Origin of the sequence: Amycolatopsis sp. NPDC049691, from assembly GCF_040675005.1 — a bacterium.
Classification (GTDB): Bacteria; Actinomycetota; Actinomycetes; order Mycobacteriales; family Pseudonocardiaceae; genus Amycolatopsis.
In genome coordinates this window covers 468,194-489,806 of the sequence record NZ_JBFANX010000005.1, presented here as the reverse complement: position 1 = coordinate 489,806, position 21,613 = coordinate 468,194, and the positions used below count along the sequence as shown (strand labels likewise).

Here is a 21,613-nt window from a genome sequence, read left to right as displayed (position 1 = left end):
CCACGAGGTGGCCGACGAGAACGCCGACGACAGCCGCTGCGTCTACGTCGACAACGAGCCGGTGGCCGTCGCGCACGGCCGGATCCTGCTCGACGGGTGATCAGGGCGATCTCGTCACGCTCGTCGAAGTGCAGGTACTCGCGGTGGCCGTCCGCGTACTGGCGGACCGTGCCCGCCACCACGACCACCAGCTCGCCGTCCTCGATCGCGTACAGGTCGTCCGGCGTCAGGATCTCGTGGATGTGCGTTCCGTTCGTCGTCAGCGTGCGGACCCGGCGGCCCGTGTGGTCGTAGCCGTACAGCGCGTTGACGCCGTCGTCGCCGTGCACTCCGCGCAGCCGGTCGAACGCGTCCCGGATCTCGCTGCCCGGCCGCGGCGCCGGCGGCGCCCCCGGTGCGATCGAGCGCAACCAGCCCGGGCCCCGGACCACGTGCTCCGGCGTGAAGTGCTCGCTGACGCCGTTCGCGTAGTGCACCGCCGTCCGGCGGCCGCGCAGGTCGTACTGGACCGCGTCGACGAACCCCGGCACGCTCACCAGCCGGCCGACCTCGTCGTACTGGTGGCGGACCGTCAGCCGCCCGTCGCCGGCGTCCGGGTAGACCACTTCGGACAGTCGCCCGTCGGCCCGGCGGGCGACGTCCAGCCGGTACTCGACGGCGATGTGCGCCGGCCGCCAGCGCCGCTGGACCGGGTGGCCGAGCGGGTCGTAGCCGAACAGCGTCACGCCGGATTCGTCGGCGACGCGCACCAGCCGCCCGCAGCTGTGCGGGCCCGCTTCCAGGGGCACCGGCAACCCGCCATCGTGGTAGGTGAACGTCGTGACCGGCGTACCGCCCGGGTCGTCGACCAGCACCGCGACCACCCGGTCGGCCGCGTCGTGCACGCGGTACACCGTGTGCCCGCTCGCGGTCCGCGTCTCGACCGCGTTGCCCGCCGCGTCCCGCGCGTGCACGACCCCCTCGGCGTCCCGCAGTTCCCGGCCCAGCAAGTCCCGCACGACCGGCGCCGGACTGTCCGATGTGGACGTCCCCAGTGGACGGCCCAGTGCGTCGTAGCGGAACTCCTCGAAGCCCTCCGCTCGCGACCCGGCGCGGAACGCCCGGCTCGTCCGGCACACCAGGCCGCGCGCGCAGTACTCGTGGTGCTCGTCGACGACGTCGCCGAGCAGCTCGGCGTGCCGGCGCTGCAGCAGCCTGCCGGTGCCGTCGCGCAGTTCCGAGGTGACCAGCACCTCGGCCTCGCCGGACACCGCGCGCTGCTCGGTCGTCACCCGGGCGCCTTCGTAGCGGTACCGGACCGTCGGCAGGTCCGCCGAATCACCCGGCCGCACCACGGTTTCCAGCCGCCCCAGCGGATCGTGCGTCACCGTGGTCACCGCGCCCGCCGGGTCGGTCACCTCGCACACCCGCGCCGTGCGGACGTCGTACCGCGTCACCGTCACGTTCCCGAGCGGGTCCGAGAACACCTCCGGGAAGCACCGGTCGGCCGAGTACCGCACTTCGTGGGTGTGGCCGTGCGGCCCGGTCGTCGTGGTGCGCAGCCCGGCGACGGTGTCGAGCCGCCCGTGGAACGTCGTCACCCACCAGCCGTCCTCGCCGGGGCGGCGGTGGTAGCCGTGGTGCCGGAAGTCCGGCACGACCGGGCCGTAGACGCCGGCGACGAGCGCGTTGGTGAGTGCCAGCTCCTCCCGCGCGGTGAGCAGGCCGTGGGACCCGGCGGCGCCGTCGGGCCGCTCGTCGTACCGGAACACCGTGTCCGACAGGACTTTCCCGGCTCCGTCGACCGTGCGGACGCGCGCGGGCAGCGCGGCGAACCGGCGCTCGGGAGCCGTCGCATACGTCGTGCGCGTGTCGCGGACGATCGGCTCGCGGCCCGGCCGCTTTACGGTTTCCACCTCCCGGACCGGGTTGCCGGCGGTGTCGAAGTCCGTCTCCGTCGTGGTCACCGAGACCGGCCGCTCGCGGCGCTCGAAATCGGTCGTCACCGAACGAGTCCACTTCGGACGGCGAGCGTGCTCGACCCGGACGTACGGCCGGTTCTCCAGCGCGGACCCGTCGAGGCCGTAGTGCTCCTCCTTGTCGAGGAGCCCGCCGTCGCCGAACCAGCGCACGGTCCGCAGCGTCGGCGCGTACTCGTCGCCGAGCTCGTCCTGGACGACGCGCCCGAAGCCGTCGTGGTAGGCGAACTCCGTCACGCCGGTCTGCCCCGTGACGGCCTCGTGCCGCGTGACGCGCCGGACCACCGGGACCGTCTCGACGGTCGCGTACTCGACCGAGGTGACCAGCCCGAGCCCGTTGTCGATCTCGCTCAGCCGCCCGGTGCGCGGGAGGTCGGCGGGGTCGAGGGAGTAGCAGGGCACGGAGTCGTCGAGCAACAGCACGCCGCCACCCCCACCGCCGGTCCGGGCCGGCGCGGCGACATGGACCCGCCGCGGGGCCGGCGGTTCCGCGCGGGCGTAGGCCAGCCGCAGCACCGGCGCGGCCGCCTCGGCGCCGTGCGCGTCGAACCCGGTGAGCGCGACCGACGTCAGCAGCGAAGCGCCGGTGACGCCGTCCTCGTCGTAGCCGAGGTGCCACCGGCGGACGAGCGGCCGCGCGTCGGCCGGTACCCGCAGGTCGACGCGGGTGCAGCGCAACGCCGTCGTGACGAGGGTGCCGCTGCGGCCCCAGCGCAGCACGTCCGGCCGTTCCTCGTAGGTGAAGCCGACTTCGTACGGGCCGTAGGACACGCGGGCGAGGTACGCCTGCCCGCTGTGGTGGGCCCAGCCGAAGTCCACGGCGTTCCCGAACGAGTCCTCGGTCCGTTCGAGGTACCAGGCGGTGCCGGCGGACCGGCCGCCGTCGGTCGTGCCGAGCAGGTGCCGGACCCCCGAACGGGTGGTGAGCACGAAACCGTCGCCGCGGCGGACGAGCCTGCCCTCGTCGCCGGAGCGCGCGCGGCCGTCGGTCAGCCGGACGTGCGGCAGCGGCAGCGCGAACCCGCCGCCGAAGACGCCGTTCGGCGCGCCGGTCGTGTAGCGCAGCGCCAGCGCGGGCGCGCTGCCGCCGGGACCCGGCGGCAGGTCGAGCGGCACCGCGAAGCTGCCGCCCCCGGTGGCCGGGTCCGTGGTGAACGCGCCACCCAGCCCCCGGACCGGCGTCGGCCGCTCCGCCTCCCGCGCGCTCGACCGGAGCAGAACCATGCTGATCTCCCCGAATGCATCCGTGACTTCCCGGGGCCAAGTGGGTGAGGCGGACCCGTCAGATACGTCTTCACCCGTTTGCCGTCGTCGTTACCCATTCGTGATGTCGGTGTCGTATCCCAGTGGCGGCCCACGGGTCTTTCCCGGGTGCCATCAGTGATCAATGGCGGAGGGTGGACCCGATGGTCGTCAAGTTCGTGCGGGACGAGACCGCGGAAGCGGCGGAGGACGCGAGCACGCTCAACGAGCTCCCGACCCCGCCCAGACAGTTGCTCGACCGGCACGGCGCGCGGGTGCTCGACCCGGCAACGGCGGTCGTCGCCGCCGGGCGGCCGGCTCCGCGCACGACCGTGTACCGGCCGGGCGCCTTCCTGCTCCCCAACCGGTACCTGCGCGACCAGGAGACCCTGACCGCGATCAACCGGGTGCTCGCCCGCATCGGCATCTACGCCGCGCCCGCCGACCAGGGCGGCGACTCGACGGAGTACGCGCGCGCCCGGCAGCTCGACGACCTGCCCGCCCGCGCGCTGCTGAACGTCCGCGAGGACGCCGACCCCGTCGTCGTCGACTGCTGGAAGGCGCTGCAGCTGCTGCGCTCGGCCGCGGCCGGGGAGAAGCCCGAGATCGACCCGGAGATCGTCGCGCGGGTGTCCGTCGAGCACCTGCTGTTCACCTCGCCGGTGTTCGGCGGGGTGCCGTGGGAGACCAGCGGTCTCGGCGGCACGCCGTGGGAGACCAGCGGGTTCGGCGCCGGCAGCTCGTACGGGCGCACCCACGGCGCCAACCGGATCCCGGTGACGCTGGCCGCGGACCCGCCCTACCGCAGCAAGAAGCCCGCGCACCGGCGCCCGGTGATCGCCGTGCTCGACACCGGCATCGGCCCGCACCGGTGGTTCGGGCTGCCCGACCGCGGCGGACCGCCGCCCGCCGGCTCCGGCCTCCGCGTCGCCCCCGACATCCAGGCGGCGATCCGGCAGGCCGAGCTCGCGTCCGGCACCGTGCCGACCCAGCTGCTCGAGGACTACTGGGACGCGCCGACGACCGGCCAGCCGCTGATCGGCGACATCGACACCGACACCGGCCACGGCCTGTTCATCGCCGGCATCATCCGGCAGGCCTGCCCCGAGGCCGACACCCTCGCGATCCGCGTCGTGCACAGCGACGGCGTCGCGTACGAGGCCGACGTGCTGCTGGCGCTGCACCTGCTGGCCGACCGCGTCCGGAACGCGCAGGCGAACGGCCGGCCCGAGGACATGGTCGACATCGTCTCGCTCTCGATGGGCTACTACGCCGAAGACCCGGCGGACGTCGCGTTCACCGGCCTCTTCGGCGCGGCGATCGCCGACCTGCTCTCGCTGGGCGTGCTGGTCGTCGCGGCCGCGGGCAACGACGCCACCACCCGCCGCTTCTACCCGGCGGCGTTCGCCGACCAGCCGCTCGGCAGCGGCTGCGGCCCGCAGGTGATCAGCGTCGGCGCGCTCAACCCCGACGTCGGCGCGAGCCGGGCGCTGTTCTCGAACGAAGGCCCGTGGGTGCGCTGCTGGGCGACCGGCGCCGGCATCGTCAGCACGTACCCGGACGACGTCCGCGGCAGCGCGGCCGCCGACCACGAGCTGCCCGGCCGCGGTTCCTTCGACCCGGACGACTACAGCGCCGGCTTCGCGGTCTGGGACGGGACGTCGTTCGCGGCGCCGCTCGCCGCCGCCGAGATCGCCAAGGCGCTGGTCCACTCCGGCGACCTGGCGACGGTCGACCGCGACACCGTCGTCAAGCGCGCCTGGGCCGCGCTGGGCTCGCTGTGAACGTGGCCAAGACCGACCACAGCCGGGTAGCGGCCCTGTTCGACGCCGCGCGGTCGGGTGACCGCGCGGCGCTGGACGAACTGGTTTCCCTGCTCACGCCGCTGCTCTGGCAGGTCGCGCGCGATCAGGGGCTGGACGCCGATCAGGCGGCCGACGTCGTGCAGACGGCGTGGCTGCGCCTGCTCGGTTCGTTCGCGGAGATCCGCTCGCCGGTCGCGCTGACCGGCTGGCTGATCACCGTGACCAAACGGGAGGCCTGGCGGGCTGGGGAAAAACGCCAGGTCGAGCGGCCGCTGCCGGAGCTTCCGGAGCGGCTGGCCGAAGCGTCACCGGCACCCGAGGAGGGGGTGCTGCGCGACGACCAGCGCGCGCGACTTTGGCGCGCGGTCGACGCCTTGCCCGAACGCTGCCGCAGCCTGCTGCGGATCGTCGCGTTCGTGCACCGGCCGGACTACGCCGAAGTGGGCGCCCGGCTGGGAATGCCGAGGGGGAGTATCGGCCCGACCAGGGGACGTTGCCTCGCGCGCCTGCGCGAGCAGCTACTCGCCAACGGCGAAGGAGATTGGCTGTGACCACCGTCGAACCACCCGGCGCGAACGAGCCCTTGGACGAGCTCGACTTCCGGCTGCTGGCCGGGTTGCGCGAGCTGTGGGAAGACGCCGACCCGATGCCCGCCACGCTGGTGGAGCAGATCCGCTTCGCGATCCAGCTGGAGGACGTCGACCTCGAAGTGATGCGGATCCGGGAACAGGAGGGACTGGCGGGCGCGCGAAGCGCCGCGGAGCAGGGCCGGCTGATCACGTTCGACAGCGAAAGCCTGACGATCATGGTGAACGTGAGCCCCGAGGCCGGCGGGACGATCCGGCTGGACGGGTGGCTGACACCCCCGGCGGAACACCCGATCGAGGTCCGCACGGCGGGCGGCCCGTTGACGACCAGTTCGGACGCCGAGGGGCGGTTCGCGGTGAGCGGCGTGCCGCACGGGATGGTGCAGGTGCTGGTGCGGACCCTGGGTCGGTCGAGGACGGTGAGCACCCCGGCGGTCGAGCTTTAAGGCGGAAGCGGCCCGGTTGCCGCGCCCACAAGTGAAAATCTGTCCACCCGGCGAAAACCCCCGGACCGCCACGGCCCGGAGGTACGATCCGGGGCGTCCTTCTCGGCCGAGGGGGACGGCCCCGGCCGGAAGGGCAGCCTGTGGTCGCTTCGCCGAGGGCGGAAGACCGGGTGCGCGACCTGCATCGGCGGGCGGTCGCGGCGACCAACAACGGCCAGCCGGTCGTCGGCGGGCGCCTGATCCGTTCCGCCGCAAGGCTGCTCGGCCTGCCCGCCGCGCAGCCGCCGCCGGACTGGCCGGCCTGGACGGACCTCGCCACGCGCGTCCTCGGCACGTACGCCGCCGTCGAAACCGCGCTCGGCAACAGCACCCGCGGCCTGGCCCTGCTCGACGAAGCCGACGTCCTCGTCTCCGACGCCGGGCGCGGGATCCTGCGCCAGCAACGGGGTCTCGTCTTCATCCTGATCGGCCGGATGGACGAAGCCTTGGTCTGCTTCGACGAAGCGATCCCGCTGCTGCGCCAGGCCGGCGAGTTCGTCGTGCTCGCCAGGACGCTGCTCAACCGCGCCATGCTGCACCAGTACGCCGGCCGCGTCCGGCTCGCGCTCGCCGATCTCGACCAGTGCGAGCAGATCGGCGCCGGGCAGGCGTCGGAAGAGGGCCTGGAACGCATCTTCGCCAAAGCCGCGCACGGCCGCGGCCAGGCGCGCGTCCTCACCGGAGACATCCCCGGCGCGCTGCGGGACTTCGATGCGGCGAGCGGGTTCTACGCCGAACAGAGCGTCGGGATGCTGCCGGTGCTGGCCGTCGACAAGGCCCGCGCGCTCCTCGCCGCGGGGCTGCCGCAGGAAGCCGCCGCCGAACTCGACGCCGCCCTCGAGCAGTTCCCGCGGCTGCGGATGAACCAGGAGCACGCCGAAGCCGAGCTGACCCGCGCCCTGGCCGCGCTGGCCAGCGGTGACCCGGCGGCCGCGCGCGGCTGGGCCGGGCGCGCCGAACGGAGATTTCGCCGTCGGGGCAACGAAACCTGGGCCGCGGTCGCGCAGCTGACCGTGCTGCGCGCGGACTTCGCGGCCGGACGGCGGATCGCCCGCGTCGCCACCGAAGCGACCGCCCTGGCCGACCGGCTCACCGGGCTGGGCCTGCGCAACGACGCCGAAATCGCCGCGCTCCTGGCGGCCCGCGCGCGCATCGCGCTCGGCGACCTCGACGGCGCCCGCGCCGGCATCGCCCCGCGCGACCGCCGGGCCGCGCCGCTGGAAAACCGGCTGGTGCGCCGGCTGGCGCTGGCCGAACTCGGGGCCGCGAGCGGCGACCGGCGCGTCACCTTCGCGAACGCGCGGGCCGGGTTGACGCAGCTGGAGCGCCACCGCGGCCGGTTCGGCAGCATCGACCTGCAGACCGGGACGACGTCGCTCGGCAAGGAACTCGCCGACGCCGGCCTCGCCGCCGCGCTCGCCCAGCGTTCGCCCGGCGTCGTGTTCCGGTGGCTCGACCGCTCGCGCGCGCAGGCGTTCCGCTTCCGGCCGGTGCGCCCGCCCGCGCACCCGGAGACCGTCGACGCCGTCGCCGAGCTGCGGTACCTCTCGATGCAGATCCGCGCCGGCGAGCTGTCCGGCAAGCCGGACGCCCACGCCGTCAAGCGGTGCGCCGCGCTGGAACGCGAGATCCGCGCCAAGGGCTGGCAGGCCGAGGGCACCGACGTCGACCACCCCGAGGCGAAGCTGCGTGAGGTCGGCGACGAGCTCGCCGCGACCGGCAGCGCGATGGTCTGCTTCCTCGCCGACCACGGCGCGTTGTGCGCGCAGGTGATCGCGAACCACCGCGTCGCGCTGATCGAGCTGGGCCCGGCTTCGGCCGTCGCCGAACCGGTCGCGCGGCTGCACAGCGACCTCGACGCGTTGTGCGGGCGCCAGCTGCCGGCGAAGCTCGACCAGGTCATCCGCCGGTCGGTGCGCACGCAGGTCACCGCGCTCGACTCGATCCTGCTGGCCCCCCTGGCCGCCCGGCTGGGCGACCTCGACGTCGTCGTGGTGCCGACGGGTGCGCTCTCGGCCATCCCGTGGGGCCTGCTGCCCACGCTGCACGGCCGGCCGGTGACGGTGACGCCGTCGTCGTCGGCCTGGCTCGACGCGGGCCGCCGGCCACGCCGGGCGACCGGCGCGCCGCTGCTGGTGGCCGGTTCGGACCTGACCCACGCGGAGACCGAGGTTTCGCTGCTCGCGCCGCTCTACCCGGAGGCCGAGGTGCTGACCGGGCCGGACGCGACGGTCGCGGCGACGCTCAAGGCGTTCGACGGCTGCCGCCTCGCGCACTTCGCCGCGCACGGCCACCACGAGCAGGAGAACGTGCTGTTCTCCCGGCTCAACCTGGCCGACGGGCCGCTGATGGCCTATGACGTCCAGCAGCTTTCGACGGCGCCGGAGCACGTGGTGCTGTCGTCGTGCGACGTCGGCCAGGCGGTGGTCCGCGCGGGCGACGAGGTCCTCGGCTTCACGGCGGCGTTGCTCTACGGCGGCAGCCGGACCGTGGTTTCGAGCGTGGCGCGGGTCGACGACCGGACGGCGGGCGGGGTCATGCTGGCCTACCACCGCGCGCTGTCGGCGGGCACGCCCCCTGCGCGTGCCCTGGCCGACGCGGCCCAGGCGGAGCCGCTGATGCCGTTCGTCTGCTTCGGCCGCAGCTGACATTCCTTTCGACGCACGGGGTTCACCGAGGTTGCTTTCCGGTGATCGACCCCATCCCGGCGCATCCCGGGGCGGGGCCCGGGCATCTCCTCCAGTGAGTCCAGTTGATCACGGAACGAGGGAGGACGACCATGAAGCGCACTGCGACCGCGTTGCTCACCGGGGGTCTGGTGGCCGGCGGGCTGGTGCTGGCGGCCGGGGCCGCGAACGCCATGCCGAGTGACCACCCGTGCGGGGCTTCGGACGTCCGCGTGTCGGTGGCACCGGACCCGTCGCACGCCGCCGGGCACGAGGCTTACGTGCTGACCTACACCGCGGCGGCACCGACGACGAACTGCAAGCTGGAAGGCGCGCCGACGGCGGTGGCCTTCCTGGCCGGCGGGCGGCGGCTGCCGGTCACCGTGGCGACCGACGGCAGCGAGGCGCTGCCGGTGAACCTGCGCGACGGCCACCCGGCCGAGTCGCGGATCGTCCAGCGCTCGGCGGCGGCGCCGTCGGCCGCGCCGGACTTCGTGACGTTCGACCTGCCGACCGGACCGTTCGGTCAGCCGGTGAGCGTCGCCTGGCCCGCGGGGGCGGCCGTCAAGGGCGGCACGGTCCAGGTCACGCCGGTCGGCAACTGAACTCGGGGAGGGGAATCCACATGAAGCGCATCCTGATGGGATCGGCACGGCGGCGAGCGCGTTCGCGCTGGCGGCGTGCGGGACGTCGACGGCGGCTCCGGCGCCCGTCGCTCCCGCGGCGGGCGGGGCCGGGGGTGGCGTCGCGGCGGCGTCGACGGCGACGCCGCGCTGCACGACGGCCGACCTGGAAGTCCTGCTGGGCAAGCCGGCCGAGAAGAACGACGCGCCGGGCCAGTACGACATCCCGCTGACCTACCGCAACACGACGGACCACACGTGCGGCCTGTACGGCGTGCCGGGCGTCGACCTGGTCGGCCCGGACGACGCGACGTTCGGCCCGGTCTACCACCTGCCGCGCATCGACAACGGCGTGAAGTACAACGAGGTCACGGCCGGGACGACGGCGTCGGCGACGATCACGGTCCTCAAGCCGGCACCCGGCGAGCCGGCGTGGACGCCGGCGAAGCTGAACACGATCCCGCCGGGGTCGACGTCCGCGCTCACCGCGCGGTGGCCGGCCGACCTGCCGGTCCTCCGCCAGGACGCGGCCACGCACCCGGGTTCGTACGTCAACGGCATCCTGGCCGATCCAGCCTGATTGTCACTCGATCGGGTGAAGCAGGGGGCCGCGCGTCATTCTCGGCGTGGGGCCCCCTCTTTCTTCGTGCGGCGGTAACCGGCCGGCACGCCCCCCGACCGGCCGGTTACCGCTGCGGTGTCTTCTACTCACGGTGGAGCAGCACGACGGAGTCCGTCTCGTCGACGCGCAGGTACCCCGTGTCCGCCAGGTCGTCCAGCGCGAGGGCCTTCGTGGCCAAGGTCGTCGGCCACGACTGTTCCGGGCGGGCCACCACCACCCACTCCGGCCGCTCCCGCGTCACCCCGTCGAAGAACAGCACCGTGCAGCGGGACGTCAGCCGCGGGGCCAGCCGGTTCGACGCCAGGACCGTGGCGCCGTCCGGGATGCGCGTCAGCACCGCGTCGATGCCGGCTCGCTGCGACGGTGTCCACACCCCTTCCGTCACGTGCGCCGCCTGGAGGGCCAGCGAAGCCAGCCCGGCGAGCAACGCGCACGCCGGCAGCAGCCGGGCCGCCGCTTTCCGGGCGCCGTGCAGACCCGCTATGAACACGATCGGCATCAGCACCGCGCTGTAGTGGTAGCCCATGCCCCAGTAGCGGTCGTTCGCCGACACCAGCCGCCATAGCAGCGTCGGCACCGCCAGCAGCAGCAACGGCGACCGCAGCGCGGCGAACCCGGTCGGCACCACCAAGGCCAGCAGCATCGAGACCTTCACGATCGCGCCGCCGAACGGGTTGAAGCCGCCGTTGTGCGCGTAGGCGCCCGCCGGGTTCAGCGCGGGCAGGACGACCAGGAACAGCAGCGCCGAGCACGTCACCCCGAAGACCAGCACCGCCCAGCCGAGCCGGCGCTGCCGGTTGAGCACCAGCACGGCGCCCACCGCGGCGAGCGTCAGCGGCAGGTCCTCCTTGACCAGCACCAAGGGCAGCGCGCACCAGACCGCCGCGCGCCACCGTTCGCGCAGCAGGTGCTCCGCGGCGAACGCCACCATCGGGACGGCGAAGCAGACTTCGTGGAAGTCGAAGTTCACCGCGGACAGCAGCCCCCACGACAGCACGTACCCCGCGCCGACGACCGCGCCCCGGCGGGTGCCGAGCACCTGCACGGCGCACCGCGTCACGGGTACCGCGGAAATCGCGAAGAGGAAGGCCTGCGCGAGGAGCAGGCACGCCGGCGACGGCCAGAGCAGGTAGCACGGCGCCAGCAGCGCCAGGATCGGGTGGAAGTGGTCGCCGAGCCCCGGCGCGCCCGGGCCGAGCAGGTCCGCCACCGGCCAGTGCCCGTGCGCGTACGACCGGACGATCTGCTCGAAGATCCCCAGGTCGAACCCGCTCGCGTCGAACGTCCGCAGCCGCTCCAGCGACCAGGCGGCGTACCCGGCGAAGGCGACCGCGGCGACGAGGAAGGGGAGCGCGCGCGTACGCACCTGGACCGGTGCGAAGTCGATCAGCATGGCGGGATGGTCTTGGGGCCACGCTGAACCGGAGCTTAAGCGAGCTGAAGACGTCTTCAGGCAAGCGGGAGCCGCAGCTCCAGGCGCGCGCCGGACGTGCTGTCGGCGACTTTCAGGGTGCCGCCGTGCGACCGCGCGACCTCCGCGGCGATCGCCAGGCCCAGCCCGGCGCCGCCGTCGTCCTCGCGGGCGCGGTCGGCGTCGAGCCGCACGAACCGGTCGAAGACGCGTTCCCGGTCTTCGGCCGGGATACCGGGCCCGTCGTCCTGGACCGTCAGCACGCTCTGGCCGTCCGACGCGGTGAGCGCGATCGTGACGCGGCTCTTGGCGTGGCGTTCGGCGTTGTCGACGAGGTTGCGCAGCACGCGCTCCAGCCGCCCGGCGTTCCCGCGCACCACCGGCGACGCTTCGAGGTGCACCTGGAGGCCGTCGTACGGGACTCGCGCGGCGACGTGCTCGGTCACCAGGTCCGCCAGCGCCACCGGTGCGGCGCCGGCCGGCTGGTCGGCGTCGAGCTTGCTGAGCAGCAGCAGGTCCGCGGCCAGCGTCTCCATCCGCGTCACGTCGAGCACGGCGTTTTCGCAGCTGCGCCGCCAGTCGAGGCGATCGGGGTGGGCGAGCTGCACCTCCAGCTGGGTGCGCAGGGACGCCAGCGGCGTGCGCAGCTCGTGCGAGGCGTCCGCGGTGAACTGGCTCTGCCGCCGCACCGACCGGTCGAGCCGGCCCAGCATCGCGTTCATCGTCACGGCGAGTTCGGTGATCTCGTCACCGGAGTCCGGCACCGGGACGCGGCGGCCGAGGTCGCCCGCGCGCACGCCGTCGACCTCCGCGCGGATGGCGCCCACCGCGCGCAGCGACCGCCGGACGGCGAACCAGGCGACCCCGCCGACGAGCAGCGCGGCCGCGGGCACCCCGCCCCAGAGGATCCGCTCGGCGGTGGCGACGGTTTCGAGGCCGACCGGGTCGAGGTTCTCCGCCGCCACGACCGCGAACCGGCGGTCCTTCGTCCGCGCGGTGCTGTACAGCTGGTCGTCCAGGCCGAACGGCTCGACGATGACGCAGTCCGGTGCGTAGACCCGGACCGGCTCGTCGCCGGAGAACCGCTCCGGCCGGCCGAGCGAGCAGTCGGCCGCCTCCCGGCTGATCAGGTACCCGCCGCCCTTGGCGTACTGCCGCGGTACGTCGGCGGGGGCGACCCCCGAGTTCAGCAGGGCGAGCAGGGTGTCGACCTTGTCGCTCGCCCGGGCCCTGGCATTGTTCTCGAGGGGGCTTTGCAGCGTCGACACGAACCAGTACGACCCGAGGCCGAGGACGAGCGCCGACGCGAGCGCGGCGAAGAGGGCGACCCGCCACCGGGTCGACCGGGGCAGGAGCCGGATCATGCCCAGAAGATAACCGCACCTTCGGAGATCCGGGACGGGCGTCCGGGCTCCTACCGTCGAATCCGTGACGGTCGAGAAGTGGCAGGCGGTGCGCGCGGCGCTGCCGGAGACCGGCGCCCGGTTCGCGGACCTGGTGGCCGGCGTGCGCGACGGGAACGCGACGTCGCTCGGCGAGTGGACGATCGCCGAAACGGCGGCCCACGTCGGGATGATCGCGCTGATGTACCCGGCGATGATCCGCGGCGACGGCGGTCCGCTGCCGCTGCCGGGCCTGGCGGAGCCGATCAACGCGGCGAGCGTCGACACGATCTCGCGGATGAACGCGCTGGCGCTCGAGCTGTACCCGGAACGCGACCCGGTGCGGCTGGCCGAGCGGCTGCGCGCGGACATCGCGGAGGTGCTGCTGGTCAGCCAGGACCTGGACCCGGAGAAGCCGGTGTGGTGGCTGGGCGGTTCGCGCGTGCCGGTGGCGGGGGTGCTCGCGCACCTGGTCAACGAGATGCTGATCCACGGCCTGGACATCGCCCGCGCGGTCCGCCGCCCCTGGCCGATCCCGGCGGCGCACGAGGCGCTGTTCCTGGAGCTGTTCCTGTTCGGCATGGTGCGCAACGACATGGGCCGGTTGCTGGACGACGCAACGCCGTCCCCGCGCCGGATCGCGGTCGAGTTCCGGTCGGCGTCGACGGTGCCTGCTGTGCTGGCGCTGCAGCACGGGAGGTTGCGGTTGGCGGAACCGGACGGGACCGCGGACGTGCGGTTGACGTTCGACCCGGCGGTGCTGGTGCCGATGATGTTCGGCCGCATTTCCCGCGTCCGCGCGGTGCTGAGCGGCGGCGTGCGGATCGGCGGGCCGCGGCCGTGGCTGCTGCCGGCGTTCCTGCGGACCGTCCGGATGCCCTAGCTCGAGACCCGGAAGGTCAGGTGGGTCGCGTTCGGCGTCTCTTCGACCGCCACCCGCTCCAGCTTCACGTGCGCCCCGACCGCCGCGTCGAACAGCCGGACCCCCGCGCCGAACAGCACCGGGACCACGTGCAGCCGCAGCTCGTCCACCAGTCCCGCCAGCAGGTACTGCCGCATGGTCGTGCCGCCGCCCATCACCACCACGTTCTCCTCGCCCGCCGCGGCTTTCGCTTGGCGCAGGGCGCTTTCCGGGCCGTCCGTGACGAACGTGAACGTCGTCGGGCCCTTCACCACCGGCTCGTGCGGCCGGCTGGTCACGACGAACACCGGCTTCTTGAACGTCCCGTCGTCGCCCCAGGGCTCCTCGCCGGCCTCGAACATCGTGCGGCCGACGATGAACGCGCCCGCGCCGTCGAAGAGCCGGGCCGCCACCGCGGCGTCGGCGTCCGTGCCGGCGAACATCCAGTCGTGCAGCAGGTCGCCGTCGCGGCCGAGGCGGTGGTCGGGACTCGTGTCCGGACCCGCGACGATCCCGTCCGCCGACACGCTGATCTCCGCGATGACCGTCACCAGCCGTCCCCCCATTCCGCGTCGCGGGCCGCCCGGTAGCGCGGCCCCTGCTTCTTCGAGACTGCCACCCCGGGCGTCAAACCGTCCGACGAAGTGCACAGATCGAGCGCCACCCAGCCCTTGTGCTTCTTCGGGTGCCGGATGATCCGCGCGGCCGGCCGCTCCGGTGCCGACCGCGACGCGACGACGTAGGCGAACTTCTCGTCCTCGAACCCGAGCGTCCCCGCCTTGAGCCGCCGGTGCAGGCCCGAGCGGGGGAGCCGCGCGGCGAAGTGGCACCAGTCCTCGCCGGGCACGATCGGGCACGCCGCGTCGTGCGGGCACGGCGCGACGACGTGCAGGCCCAGCTCGATCAGCCGTGCGCGGGCGGCGCGGATCCGTTCGTACCCCGCCGGTGTCCCGGGCTCGATCAGAGCGACCGCCCCGGCCGACCCGGCCAGCCAGCGCACGACGTCCGCGCGGGTGGCGTCCGGCAGCTCGCCGAGCACGTAGGACAGCGTCACGAGGTCGGCCTCCGGCGCGGGCGCGGCCGGGTCGACGAACCCGCGCCGCCACTCGGCGTCCCGGACCGCGGGCAGCGACGCGCCCGCCGCGAGCCGCTTGCCCAGGCCGATGGCCCCGGCGACCTGCTCCAGGACCGTGCACTTCGCCAGCGACGGCCAGACCGCGGCGGCCGCCCAGACCGCCGCACCGGTGCCGCCGCCGACGTCGAGCTGGGTCCGCGGCTCGAACCCGGGCGCGCGCAGAGCGGCTTCGGCGAGCACCGCGCGCACGGCCGCGTAGGTGGCCGGCATCCGGTAGCCGGCGTACGCGGCGACGTCGACATCGGAGGTGAGGATCGGTGCGGTCGCCGCGTCACCCTGGCGGTAGCGCGTGCTCAGCCGGTCGACGGACTGCGTCAGCCGGGCCAGCGGGTGCCTGGCCAGCTCGTCGTCGAGCGCGGAGGAGAGGTCATCGGGGAGTACCGCCACGGCTGACGATTCTCCCCTGTCCGAATTGCCCGCCCGGACCGGCCCTGAGCTGCTAGTTTTCCGCCGGGAAAGTTTTTCGGCGGACGCTGTCGATCCGGGGCGCGGCCGTTCGACGCGTAGGCAGCAACGAGCGAAGGGAGACCGCTGTGCGGTTCATGGTGATCGTCAAGGCGAACGAGGAGTCCGAGGCCGGGCACGGCCCGAGCGCCGAGCTGCTGGCCGAGATGGGCAAGTTCAACGAGGAGCTGGTCAAGGCCGGCGTCCTGCTCGCCGGCGAGGGCCTCACGCCCAGTTCGGAAGGCGCCCGGGTCGTCTTTTCGGGCAGCGAGGACCCCAAGGTCGTCGACGGGCCGTTCGCCGAGACCAAGGAGCTCGTCGGCGGCTTCTGGATCCTCCAGTGCCGCGACCGCGACGAGTGCGTCGAGTGGATCAAGCGGATGCCGAACCCCGACGGCCAGGCCGGCGTCGTCGAGATCCGCCGCGTCGCCGAGGCGTCCGACTTCGAGAACATGACGCCCGAGGTCGAGGAGCTGGAAGGACGGCTTCGCGCGCAGAGCGCCGGGGAGAAGTGATGCGCTTCCTGGTGATGGTCAAGGCCAGCCCGGAGTCCGAGGCCGGCGTCGGGCCCAGCCGCGAAGAGCTGGAGATGATGTCGAAGTTCAACGAAGAGCTGTTGAACGACGGCCGGATCGTCTTCGCCGAAGGGCTGACCCCGAGTTCCGAGGGCGTGCGCGTCCTCTTCGAGGGCGACGCCGAACCGAAGGTCATCGACGGGCCGTTCGCCGAGTCGAAGGAGCTCGTCGCCGGGATCTGGGTGCTCAACGGGGATTCCCTCGAGGACGTCGTCGCGCTGATGAAGCGCGCGCCGAACCCCGAGGCGAAGGGTGGTGTCATCGAGATCCGCCCCATCGCCGAGTAGTGGGTTGCACCGCGACCGATCACCCTGTCGAATGGCCGGGTGACGGTTGCGGACACCCGGAGCACGGTCGAGACGGTCTGGCGCATCGAATCGCCGCGGCTCATCGCGGGCCTGGCCCGCATGGCGCGCGGCGACGTCGGGCTCGCCGAAGAGCTGGCGCAGGACGCGCTCGTCGCGGCGCTGGAGCAGTGGCCGGAGTCCGGCGTGCCGCGCAACCCCGGCGCCTGGCTGATGACCATCGCCAAGCGCCGCGCGATCGACCAGTTCCGCCGCAACGAGCGGTACGCGGAGAAGCTCGAGGAGGTCGGCCGCGGCGAGCGGGTCGGCGAGGGCGTCCTGCCCGACTTCGACGCCGCGCTCGACGACCACATCGAGGACGACCTGCTGCGCCTGCTGTTCGTCGCGTGTCACCCGGTGCTGAACACGCAGGCCCGCGTCGCGCTGACGCTGCGGATGCTCGGCGGCCTGACCACTGACGAGATCGCGCGCGCGTTCCTCGTCCGCGAGTCGACGATCGCGCAGCGGATCGTGCGCGCGAAGAAGGCACTGGCGGCGGCGAAGGTGCCGTTCGAGGTCCCGGAGGGCGACGAGCGCGTCGCCCGGCTGTCGTCCGTGCTCGAAGTCATCTACCTGGTGTTCAACGAGGGCTATTCGGCCACCCGTGGCGACGACTGGATGCGGCCGGCGCTGTGCGAGGAGGCGATGCGCCTCGGCCGCGTGCTGGCCGGGCTGATGCCGGGCGAGTCCGAGGTGCACGGCCTGGTCGCGCTGATGGAGCTGCAGTCGTCGCGGTCGAAGGCCCGCACCGGCCCGAACGGCGAGCCGGTGCTGCTGCTCGACCAGGACCGCACCCGCTGGGACCGGTTCCTGATCCAGCACGGCCTGGCGGCGCTGACGCTGTCGGAGCAGATCGCCGACGGCGCGTACGGCCCGTACTCCGCCCAGGCGGCGATCGCGGCGTGCCACGCGCGCGCCCGCACCGCCGAGGAGACGGACTGGGCGCGCATCGCGGCGTTGTACGAGGGGCTGGGCAAGCTTCAGCCGTCCCCGGTGATCGAGCTGAACCGCGGGGTCGCGGTGGCGATGGCGAACGGCCCCGCGGCGGGCTTGGCGGTGGTCGACGCGGTGGCCGACGACCCGGCGCTGAAGGACTACCACCTGCTCCCGAGCGTCCGCGGCGACCTGCTGCAGAAACTGGGCCGGCTCGAGGAGGCGGAGCAGGAGTTCAGACGGGCGGCGGAGATGACGGAGAACGCGCGCGAGCGGGCGCTGCTGCTCGACCGCGCGACGGCGGTGGCCCGCTGACGCCGTGCTCGCCTCGCTGCTGCCGGGCTTCCGGGACGTCCGCAGTGCGCTGGTGGCCGGCTACATGTGGTTCTGCGCCGGCTGGCTGCTGATCGGCCACTACCACCCGCCGTCGGCCGGACTGCTGGGCCGGCCGGCGCTGGAGCTGCTGGAACTGTTCGGCACCGGTGGCCGGCTGGCGGCGATCAGCGTGCTGTGCCTGCTGGTCGGCGAGGTGACCGGCACCGTCGTGCAGTCGGCGTTCTTCCAGCTGAGCGTCGCGTACCTGAGGCGGCTCACGGCGGAGCACCTCGACCGCAGGCCGGGCGGGCCGCTCACGGTGTTCCGGCCGATCAGCACGCGGGCTCTCTCCCGAGTGCGCGGCCGGATCCGCCTGGACTACCGGCGGCACCAGGAGAGCACGACGTCCGACGCCACCCCGCGCGGCGACGACCGGCACGAGGTCGACCGGCTCACGCTCGAGGCGGTGCAGGAAGCGCTCTACATGTGGCCGCGGCTGGTCGTGGCGAAACCCGAGCTGTACGCCGAGTTCAGCAGGCTCAAGGGCGAAAGCGAGTTCCGCGATTCCCTCCTGCTGCCACTTCCGTTGCTGGCGGTCGCGGTGTGCGTGGACCTGTCCGTGCCGCCGTGGGTGAAGACCCTCCTGCTGGTGGCCACGGTGCTCGCCGACGGCTACCTGTTCGCGCAGGCGCGGCAGCGGTTCCGCCAAGCGCACAGCATGATCGCGCACAGCATCGCGGACGGAACGGTCAGCTCGGCCGCGATGGGTGCCTGGGAGTCACCGATCCCGCCAGGCGAGCGGTGACAACGTCAACGCGGCTTCGGCGATCCGCTTCGCGGTCTCCGTCGTCAGTCCCTTCCGTGCGGACTCGATCCACTCGTCGACGCGCCGCACCCCGGCATCCCGGTACTCCAGCGCCTGCAGCAGCATCTCCAGCTTGTCGGCGTCCTTCGCGCACCGCGCTTCGGCCGACTCGCGGGTCTCGTACTCGTCGACCGCCGCCCGGACCAGGTCCTTCGACCGCGCCGGGAGTCCGTCGGTCTGGTCGGCCGTGATCGCCCGCGGCTCCGGTTTCCGCAGGTAGTCCACGGCCGTCAGCGGGAGGTCACCCGTCCGGGTCTCCTGCGTGTCGTGCCACAGCGCCAGGAACGCCGCCCGCTCCGGCGACGCACCCTCCTCCGCCGCGAGCAGCGCCGCCAGCTGGGCCGCCCGCAGGCTGTGCTCGCCCACCGACTCGGGGTCGCGGACCCCGGCGTGCCACCAGCCCGACCGCCGGACCCGCTTCAGCAGGCCCAGCTCGTAGCCGAACGCGGCCAACCCCTCGAACGTCATGCCGCCCAGCCTAGGGCGCCGGGATCATCGCCGTCAGGATCGTCGCCTGCAGCAGGGAGATGACCCCGACGACCGCGGTCAGCAGCAGGGACCACAGGAAAGTCTGCCGCAGCAGCGATCCTTCCTTGCCGCTCTGCCCGATCGCCGTCGCGCCGATCGAGAGGTTCTGCGGCGAGATCATCTTGCCCATCACGCCGCCCGAGGTGTTCGTCGCGCCGGCCAGGATCGGGTTCAGGTTCAGCTGCTGGGCCGAAATCACCTGCATCGGGCCGAACAGGCTGTTCGTCGACGCGTCCGAGCCGGTCAGGAACACGCCCAGCCAGCCGATGTAGGCCGAGAACAGCGGGAAGACCGCGCCCGTCGTCGCCAGGGCCAGGCCCAGCGTCTGCGTCGCGCCCGAGTAGTTCATCACGAACGCGATCGCCAGGATCATGAAGATCGTCGCGAGCGCCCAGCGCATCTGGAACAGCGTCTCGCGGTACGTCTTGAGCAGCAATCCCGCCCGGCCGCCCATCGCGAACCCGGCGACGACCGCCGCGATCAGCGCGACCGTGCCCGGCGAGAACAGGAAGTCGACGGTGAAGGTGGCCGCGTACGGCGCGTTCTTCGCGGTGATCGGCGGGTGCTGGACGACGTGGTTGTGCAGCCCCGGCCACGCGAAGATCCAGTCGGCCTTGTGCAGCAGCTTCGTCAGGTCCAGCCAGGCCGGCAGATTCTTGAAGATCGTCCCGATCCGGGACAGGAAGATCGCCAGGATCAGGATGATGTAAGGCATCCACGCGTAGAGCGCGCCACGCTCGGACCGCGCCGCCCCGAGGCTCTTGACAGCGCTTTCTTCGCCGTCGAACCGCCACACCGACGCGGGCTGCCAGAACCGCGTCAGGACCCACAGCGCGGCCATCGCGGTGAGCGCGGCGAGGACGTCGACCAGGCTCGCGCTGATGTAGTTGGACGCGACGAACTGCATGGCTGCGAACGCGAGCCCGGCGGTCAGCACCGCGGGCCACACCTCGAGCATGCGCTTCCAGCCGGCGAGGACGACGACCAGGAACGCGGGGATGATCAGCGCCAGCACCGGAACCTGGCGGCCGACGGCCGCCGAGAACAGCTCGGTCGCCTGGTCCTGCTTGAGGTGCATGATCGGCGCGGTCAGCCGGCCGAGCACGATCAGCGGGTTGCCGAGGCCGCCGAACGCGACGGGCGCGGTGTTCGCCAGCAGCGCCAGCACGACGGCCTTCACCGGCGGGAACCCGAGCGCGGCCATCATCGCGGCGGTGATCGCGATCGGCGACCCGCCGCCCGCGACGCCTTCGAGCAGCGCGCCGAAGCCGAACGCGATGAGCAGCGCCTGCAGCCGCCGGTCTTCGCTGAAGCCGGCGAGCACGCGCTTGATGGCGTCGAACCGGCCGGTCGCGACGGTGACGTTGTGGAAGTAGACGGCGTGGAACGCGATCCACGCGACCGACCACACGCCGAAGACGACGCCCATGGCCGCGGAGTCGAACGCGAGCGCGGCCGGCATCCGGTACAGCAGCAGCGCGACGCCGAGCGCGGTGACCAGCGCGAGCGCGGCCGAGAGGTGCGCGGAGAGCCGGACGACACCGAGCGCGACGAGCAGCACGACGATCGGGAGCGCGGCGAGCAGCGCGGAGAGCCACAGGCCGCCGGCCGGCTGGTAGTCCTGGAGCCACGTCATGCGCGCTGCCCCCGGACATATCCGAGGCGCAGCGAAAGGGCGGCGGCGGTGCCGGCGACGGAGGCACCGAGTTCGTCGAGCCGGCGCAGCACGCGCGGCGCGGGCCCGGCGATGCTGATGGCGGCGATGGGCCGCCCGGAGTGGTCCCGCACGGCGGCGGCGACGCACCCGACGTCCGGCTCGTTCTCGACCTCGTCGATCGCCCACCCGCGGCGGCTGGTCCGGGCGAGCTCGTCGAGCAGGCGCAGGGGATCGTTGATCGTCTTGAGCGTGAGCGAGTCCAGTTTCATGCGCCGAACGCGCTCGGCCCGATCGGCTTCGGGCAGCGCGGCGAGCCAGGCTTTCCCGAGCGAGGTGGCGTGCTGGGGGCGCCGGGTGCCGAGCCGGCAGGCGAGGGTGACGGCGCTGGCGCTGCGTTCGGTGGCGACGTAGACCATGGTGTCGTTGTCGGGAACGGCGAGGTAGGTGGTCTCCCCGGACCGTTCGGCGAGCGACGCGAGGTACCGCGGCGCACAGCGGTGCAGGTCGGTGGCGGCCATGGCCCGCGCCCCGAGTTCGACGAGCCGCGTCCCGAGCCGCACCCGGCCGGTGACCTGGTCGGCTTCGAGGTATTCGAGGCTCTTCAGGGTGCCGACGATGCGGTAGGCGGCACTGCGGGAAAGCCCCAGTTGCCGCGCGATCGCATTGGTGGAAATCTCCTGGTGCCGACCCACGTGCTCGAGCACCGCGAGCCCGCGTTCGAGAGTTCCGCTGTTCTCCAGCCCGCGCTCCGGTCCCACGCTGCCCTCCGTTGGACGTTCCCGGTTTCCGCTCAGCGGTACGCATTTCCGCTGGGTGGGGTTGGACGGTAACACCTCCGATGTATTGGCGGAAGATCTTGAAACGTCTCAGGAGAATGCGGTTACTTGCGGACGCTAATTGGTACAACCTCCGATGGTTAAGTTTCCTACCTATGGCGGTTGCGGAGCGTGTTTCGAGGGCGTTCGACAAGTTCGACAGTCGTGGTGTTCAGATTCGTGAATGGGTTGTGAAGGGAGTAGAGGAGTTGTCAACAGGGCGGTCGTAATGTGGACAAGCCGGGAGCGGGTGGGCCTTTTCGGGCTTGTTTGTCGGTGGGGGGCGATACGCTGGAAGCGGGACGCCCCCCAGGGACGGG

At 73.0% G+C, this 21,613-nt stretch carries 18 protein-coding genes and 2 pseudogenes; 12 read left to right on the top strand and 8 right to left on the bottom strand.

The annotated features are described in order from the left end of the window. Positions 1-94, top strand: a pseudogene (locus AB0J40_RS15030) (SAM-dependent methyltransferase); the annotation flags it as partial. Positions 95-3,011: 2,917 nt separating this feature from the next. On the opposite strand, the pseudogene AB0J40_RS15025 reads toward AB0J40_RS15030, so the two are convergent. After that, positions 3,012-3,182 (bottom strand): annotated as a pseudogene (locus AB0J40_RS15025) (hypothetical protein); the annotation flags it as partial. A gap of 182 nt (positions 3,183-3,364) precedes the next feature. Between AB0J40_RS15025 and AB0J40_RS15020 the strand changes: the two are divergent. The 6 genes from AB0J40_RS15020 to AB0J40_RS14995 all read left to right on the top strand — a co-directional run bounded on the left by AB0J40_RS15020 (position 3,365) and on the right by AB0J40_RS14995 (position 9,946). Then, positions 3,365-4,984: a S8 family serine peptidase gene (locus AB0J40_RS15020; RefSeq protein ID WP_364452525.1), complete on the top strand. Its 1,620-nt coding sequence runs from the start codon at positions 3,365-3,367 to the stop codon at positions 4,982-4,984. Then, positions 4,981-5,556, top strand: a complete 576-nt coding sequence (locus tag AB0J40_RS15015) for a sigma-70 family RNA polymerase sigma factor (RefSeq protein WP_364452524.1) — start codon at positions 4,981-4,983, stop codon at positions 5,554-5,556. The genes AB0J40_RS15020 and AB0J40_RS15015 overlap by 4 nt, the downstream gene beginning before the upstream one ends. After that, the gene (locus tag AB0J40_RS15010; protein WP_364452521.1) at positions 5,553-6,038 is read left to right on the top strand and encodes a hypothetical protein; all 486 of its coding nucleotides are present in this window, start codon (positions 5,553-5,555) and stop codon (positions 6,036-6,038) included. Before AB0J40_RS15015 ends, AB0J40_RS15010 begins: the two co-directional genes overlap by 4 nt. Positions 6,039-6,208: 170 nt before the next feature. Further along, the gene (locus tag AB0J40_RS15005; RefSeq protein WP_364452519.1) at positions 6,209-8,725 is read left to right on the top strand and encodes a CHAT domain-containing protein; all 2,517 of its coding nucleotides are present in this window, start codon (positions 6,209-6,211) and stop codon (positions 8,723-8,725) included. 131 nt (positions 8,726-8,856) lie between these two features. Then, complete coding sequence (locus tag AB0J40_RS15000) at positions 8,857-9,348, top strand: DUF4232 domain-containing protein (protein ID WP_364452516.1); 492 nt, start codon at positions 8,857-8,859, stop codon at positions 9,346-9,348. Positions 9,349-9,388: 40 nt separating this feature from the next. Then, positions 9,389-9,946, top strand: a complete 558-nt coding sequence (locus AB0J40_RS14995; RefSeq protein WP_364452595.1) for a DUF4232 domain-containing protein — start codon at positions 9,389-9,391, stop codon at positions 9,944-9,946. A 124-nt stretch (positions 9,947-10,070) separates the two neighbouring features. Here the strand turns inward: AB0J40_RS14995 and AB0J40_RS14990 are convergent, their stop codons facing one another. Further along, positions 10,071-11,381: a DUF2079 domain-containing protein gene (locus AB0J40_RS14990; protein ID WP_364452514.1), complete on the bottom strand. Its 1,311-nt coding sequence runs from the start codon at positions 11,379-11,381 to the stop codon at positions 10,071-10,073. A 56-nt stretch (positions 11,382-11,437) separates the two neighbouring features. Then, positions 11,438-12,763: a HAMP domain-containing sensor histidine kinase gene (locus AB0J40_RS14985; RefSeq protein WP_364452511.1), complete on the bottom strand. Its 1,326-nt coding sequence runs from the start codon at positions 12,761-12,763 to the stop codon at positions 11,438-11,440. A 64-nt stretch (positions 12,764-12,827) separates the two neighbouring features. Here AB0J40_RS14985 and AB0J40_RS14980 point away from each other — a divergent pair, with 64 nt between their 5' ends. Then, positions 12,828-13,664, top strand: a complete 837-nt coding sequence (locus AB0J40_RS14980; RefSeq protein WP_364452509.1) for a maleylpyruvate isomerase family mycothiol-dependent enzyme — start codon at positions 12,828-12,830, stop codon at positions 13,662-13,664. On the opposite strand, the gene AB0J40_RS14975 is transcribed toward AB0J40_RS14980, so the two are convergent. Beyond that, positions 13,661-14,233 carry a dihydrofolate reductase family protein gene (locus AB0J40_RS14975; RefSeq protein WP_364452507.1) on the bottom strand — a complete coding sequence of 191 codons (573 nt, stop codon included), beginning with the start codon at positions 14,231-14,233 and terminating at the stop codon, positions 13,661-13,663. The genes AB0J40_RS14980 and AB0J40_RS14975 overlap by 4 nt on opposite strands. Further along, positions 14,230-15,204, bottom strand: coding sequence for a small ribosomal subunit Rsm22 family protein (locus tag AB0J40_RS14970; RefSeq protein WP_364452505.1), 975 nt, complete (start codon positions 15,202-15,204; stop codon positions 14,230-14,232). The genes AB0J40_RS14975 and AB0J40_RS14970 overlap by 4 nt, the downstream gene beginning before the upstream one ends. Before the next feature lie 146 nt (positions 15,205-15,350). Here AB0J40_RS14970 and AB0J40_RS14965 point away from each other — a divergent pair, with 146 nt between their 5' ends. Genes AB0J40_RS14965 through AB0J40_RS14950 form a run of 4 tightly spaced genes read left to right on the top strand, consistent with a single transcriptional unit; the run spans position 15,351 to position 18,233 of the window. Next, a complete protein-coding gene (locus AB0J40_RS14965; RefSeq protein WP_364452502.1) occupies positions 15,351-15,776 on the top strand; it encodes a YciI family protein in 426 nt (141 codons plus the stop codon). Beyond that, entirely contained in the window at positions 15,776-16,123 is a 348-nt protein-coding gene (locus AB0J40_RS14960) for a YciI family protein (RefSeq protein ID WP_364452500.1), read from the top strand. The genes AB0J40_RS14965 and AB0J40_RS14960 overlap by 1 nt, the downstream gene beginning before the upstream one ends. Before the next feature lie 39 nt (positions 16,124-16,162). Continuing rightward, positions 16,163-17,428 carry an RNA polymerase sigma factor gene (locus AB0J40_RS14955; RefSeq protein ID WP_364452498.1) on the top strand — a complete coding sequence of 422 codons (1,266 nt, stop codon included), beginning with the start codon at positions 16,163-16,165 and terminating at the stop codon, positions 17,426-17,428. A gap of 4 nt (positions 17,429-17,432) precedes the next feature. Continuing rightward, positions 17,433-18,233 (top strand): hypothetical protein, encoded by an 801-nt coding sequence (locus tag AB0J40_RS14950; RefSeq protein WP_364452496.1) that lies wholly within the window; start codon positions 17,433-17,435, stop codon positions 18,231-18,233. Here AB0J40_RS14950 and AB0J40_RS14945 read toward each other — a convergent pair. Genes AB0J40_RS14945 through AB0J40_RS14935 form a run of 3 tightly spaced genes read right to left on the bottom strand, consistent with a single transcriptional unit; the run spans position 18,207 to position 21,236 of the window. Beyond that, positions 18,207-18,761 carry an HD domain-containing protein gene (locus AB0J40_RS14945; protein WP_364452495.1) on the bottom strand — a complete coding sequence of 185 codons (555 nt, stop codon included), beginning with the start codon at positions 18,759-18,761 and terminating at the stop codon, positions 18,207-18,209. The two genes, AB0J40_RS14950 and AB0J40_RS14945, sit on opposite strands and share 27 nt — an antisense overlap. A gap of 10 nt (positions 18,762-18,771) precedes the next feature. Further along, on the bottom strand, positions 18,772-20,457 hold the full coding sequence (locus AB0J40_RS14940) for a lactate permease LctP family transporter (RefSeq protein ID WP_364452493.1): 1,686 nt from the start codon (positions 20,455-20,457) through the stop codon (positions 18,772-18,774). Continuing rightward, on the bottom strand, positions 20,454-21,236 hold the full coding sequence (locus tag AB0J40_RS14935) for an IclR family transcriptional regulator (RefSeq protein WP_364452491.1): 783 nt from the start codon (positions 21,234-21,236) through the stop codon (positions 20,454-20,456). The genes AB0J40_RS14940 and AB0J40_RS14935 overlap by 4 nt, the downstream gene beginning before the upstream one ends. Positions 21,237-21,613: the final 377 nt, after the last annotated feature.